Origin of the sequence: Citromicrobium sp. JLT1363 (assembly GCF_000186705.1) — a bacterium.
Classification (GTDB): Bacteria; Pseudomonadota; Alphaproteobacteria; order Sphingomonadales; family Sphingomonadaceae; genus Alteriqipengyuania.
Genome location: NZ_AEUE01000026.1, coordinates 1 through 1,375, shown reverse-complemented (window position 1 = coordinate 1,375; position 1,375 = coordinate 1). Strand labels below are relative to the sequence as shown.

Here is a 1,375-nt window from a genome sequence, read left to right as displayed (position 1 = left end):
TCGTGACTGCGGCGGATGGCACGACCCAGCAATATACCGTTGCGGTGACCCGTGCCGCTTCGAGCGATGCACAGCTGTCGGCGCTGGAAGTGAGCGAGGGTTCGCTCAGCCCGGCTTTCGATTCATCGCGGACGAACTATTCGGTAGAGGTTGGAAACCCGGTCGACTCGATCACGCTGACTCCGAGCGTGTCCGACCCTGGAGCAACGGTGACGGTCGCGGGCAACGTTGTCGCCTCGGGCAGCGCGAGTGCGCCGGTGACGCTGTCGGTAGGCACGACCTCGATAGCGGTCGTCGTGACCGCCGCCGATGGCACAACGCAGCAATATACCGTCGCGGTGACTCGTGCCGCCTCGAGCGATGCGACGCTATCGAGCCTGACGGTGAGCGAGGGAACGCTCTCGCCAGTGTTCGACCCGGCGCAGACCGACTACGCGGTATCGGTGGGCAGTACGGTCGATATGATCACGCTCACCCCGACGGCAAGCGATGCGGGCGCAACCATCACCGTGGCTGGCAACGCGGTGGCCTCTGGCAGCGCGAGCGCACCGGTGGCGCTGTCGGTTGGCACGACCTCGATCGCCGTCGCGGTGACTGCGGCGGATGGCACGACGCGGCAATATGGCGTGGCGGTAACCCGCGCCGCGCCGCCGACGATCGCCGTCTATTCGACAAACGGAGGCGTCCAGCGGATTCCCGATGGCGGGACATCGGCGACGCCGGGCACCGATTTCGGCCAGGTCACCGTCGGATCCTCGGCATCTCGCGGTTTCCTGATCTTCAATGAGGGCGATGCGGATCTGGTGGTATCTGGCATCACCGCGTCGCCTTCGACCGGTTTCGACGTGCAGGCCGACGCATCGAGGACGATCGCTCCAGGCGGTTCTTACGAGTTCGAAATCCGGTTCGCTCCGACGATCGACGGCAGCGTCTCCACGACGATAGCGATCACGAGCACGGATTCCGCGACGCCGACCTTCACCTATAGCCTCTATGGAGCCGGGGCAGCGCCGGTGCCGACGATCACCGGCATCTCACCGGCAGAGGGCTTGGTATCCGGCGGCACCGCAGTCGCGATCAGCGGCACAGGTTTCCTGACGGTGACCAGCGTTACTTTCGCGGGCGTAGACGCAGGCGCATTTACCGTTGTCAGCGACACGCGGATCGATGCGATCACTCCTGCTAACGCGGCGGGCACTGTCGACGTGGTCATCACCTCGCCCGGCGGTACGGCGACGCAGACCGGTGGCTACACCTACCTTTCCAATGATGCGCAGCTCTCTGCGCTGTCGGTGAGCGAGGGCGCGCTGAACCCGGCGTTCGATCCTGCGCAGTCGAGCTACACCGTGTCGGTGGGCAACGACGTCGATGAGAT

1 protein-coding gene is annotated in these 1,375 nt (G+C 65.2%); it reads left to right on the top strand.

Going from position 1 to position 1,375, the window contains the following annotated elements:
- On the top strand, positions 1–1,375 hold a 1,375-nt coding region (locus tag ADAD_RS0115245; protein WP_029140187.1), incomplete at both ends, for a cadherin-like beta sandwich domain-containing protein.